The organism is Collimonas sp. NPDC087041 (genome assembly GCF_044745265.1).
In the GTDB taxonomy this organism is placed as follows: Bacteria; Pseudomonadota; Gammaproteobacteria; order Burkholderiales; family Burkholderiaceae_D; genus Collimonas.
Map to the genome: position 1 here is coordinate 2717 of NZ_JBIUZX010000020.1, position 2550 is coordinate 5266.

A 2550-nucleotide genomic window follows, 5' to 3' on the forward strand; every position below is an offset into this window, starting at 1 on the left:
ACGTCGACAACGACGCGACATTGCTATCGGTTGTACTCAGGCCGGTCGACAACGAAGTCACGTTGCTGTTGGTCGTGCTCAAACCGGTCGACAGCGAAGTGATGCCGCTGGTAGCTGTACTCAAACCGGTTGAAGTCGAAGTCGACAACGACGCGACATTGCTATCGGTTGTACTCAGGCCGGTCGACAACGAAGTCACGTTGCTGTTGGTCGTGCTCAAACCGGTCGACAGCGAAGTCACGTTGCTGTTGGTCGTGCTCAAGCCAGTCGACAACGAAGTGATACCGCTGGTCGCTGTACTCAAGCCAGTCGAAGTCGAGGTCGACAACGACGCGACATTACTGTCGGTTGTGCTCAAACCGGTCGACAGCGAAGTGATGCCGCTGGCGGCCGTGCTCAGGCCCGTCGACAACGAAGTGATACCACTGGTAGCTGTACTCAAACCGGTTGAAGCCGAAGTCGACAACGAGGTGACATTGCTGTCGGTTGTACTCAGGCCAGTCGACAGTGAAGTGATGCCGCTGGTTGCTGTGCTCAGACCGGTCGACAACGAAGTCACGTTGCTGTTGGTTGTGCTCAAGCCAGTTGACAGCGAAGTGATACCGCTAGTAGCTGTGCTCAGACCAGTCGATGTCGAGGTCGACAACGAGGTGACATTACTGTTGGTTGTGCTCAGGCCAGTCGACAACGAAGTGATACCGCTGGTAGCTGTACTCAAGCCAGTTGACAGCGAAGTGATACTGCTGGTGGCTGTACTCAACCCAGTTGACAGCGACGTGATACCTGTCGAGGCCGAAGTCGACAACGACGTCACGTTGCTGTTGGTCGTGCTCAAGCCAGTCGACAACGATGTCACGTTGCTATTCGTCGTGCTCAAACCGGTCGACAGCGAAGTCACATTGCTGTTGGTTGTGCTCAAACCGGTCGACAGCGAGGTGATGCCAGTCGAAGCCGAAGTGGACAACGAAGTGAGGTTACTGTTGGTTGTGCTCAGGCCGGTCGACAGCGAAGTCACGTTGCTGTTGGTCGTGCTCAAGCCAGTTGACAGCGAAGTGATACCGCTGGTAGCTGTACTCAAGCCAGTCGAAGTTGAGGTCGACAACGATGTGACATTACTGTTGGTTGCGCTCAAGCCGGTCGACAACGAAGTCACGTTGCTGTTGGTTGTGCTCAAGCCAGTCGACAGCGATGTGATGCCACTAGTTGCTGTACTCAAACCAGTAGAAGTCGAAGTCGACAACGAGGTCACGTTACTGTTGGTTGCGCTCAGGCCGGTCGACAGCGAACCGATACCGCTGGTGGCCGTGCTCAAACCAGTCGACAGCGACGTCACGTTGCTGTTGGTTGTGCTCAGACCAGTCGACAGCGATGTGATGCCACTAGTTGCTGTACTCAAACCAGTTGAAGTCGAAGTCGACAACGAGGTCACGTTACTGTTGGTTGTGCTCAGGCCGGTCGACAGCGAACCGATACCGCTGGTAGCCGTACTCAAACCAGTCGACAGCGACGTCACGTTGCTATTCGTCGTGCTCAAACCGGTCGACAGCGAGGTGATGCCACTAGTTGCTGTACTCAAACCAGTTGAAGTCGAAGTCGACAACGAGGTCACGTTACTGTTGGTTGTACTCAGGCCGGTCGACAGCGAACCGATACCGCTGGTGGCCGTGCTCAAACCAGTCGATAGCGACGCCACGTTGCTGTTGGTTGTGCTCAAGCCAGTCGACAGCGATGTGATGCCACTAGTTGCTGTACTCAAACCAGTTGAAGTCGAAGTCGACAACGAGGTCACGTTGCTGTTGGTTGTGCTCAGGCCAGTCGACAACGAGGTCACATTGCTATTCGTCGTGCTCAATCCGGTTGACAGCGAAGTGATACCTGTCGAAGCCGATGTCGACAGCGAAGTCACGTTGCTGTTCGTTGTGCTCAAGCCAGTCGACAACGAAGTGATGCCACTAGTTGCTGTACTCAAACCAGTTGAAGTCGAAGTCGACAACGAGGTCACGTTGCTGTTGGTTGTGCTCAGGCCAGTCGACAACGAGGTCACATTGCTATTCGTCGTGCTCAATCCGGTTGACAGCGAAGTGATACCTGTCGAAGCCGATGTCGACAGCGAAGTCACGTTGCTGTTCGTTGTGCTCAAGCCAGTCGACAACGAAGTGATGCCACTAGTTGCTGTACTCAAACCAGTTGAAGTCGAAGTCGACAACGAGGTCACGTTGCTGTTCGTTGTGCTCAGGCCAGTAGACAACGACGTTACGTTGCTGTTAGTGGTGCTCAAGCCAGTCGACAGCGATGTGATACCGGTCGAAGCCGAGGTCGACAACGAAGTCACGTTGCTGTTGGCTGTGCTTAAGCCAGTCGACAACGACGTTACATTGCTGTTGGTCGTGCTCAGGCCAGTCGACAGCGAGGTGATGCCTGTCGAAGCCGAAGTCGACAACGAAGTGACGTTACTGTTAGTTGTGCTCAACCCGGTCGACAGCGAGGTGATGCCTGTCGAAGCCGAGGTCGACAACGAAGTCACGTTGCTGTTGGTTGTGCTCAGGCCGG

General features: G+C 54.6%; 1 protein-coding gene. It reads right to left on the minus strand.

Annotation, left to right across the window (positions count from 1 at the left end; translation table 11 throughout):
• A partial coding sequence (locus ACIPF8_RS23690) for a beta strand repeat-containing protein (protein WP_400426181.1) occupies nucleotides 1–2550 on the minus strand: 2550 nt, incomplete at both ends.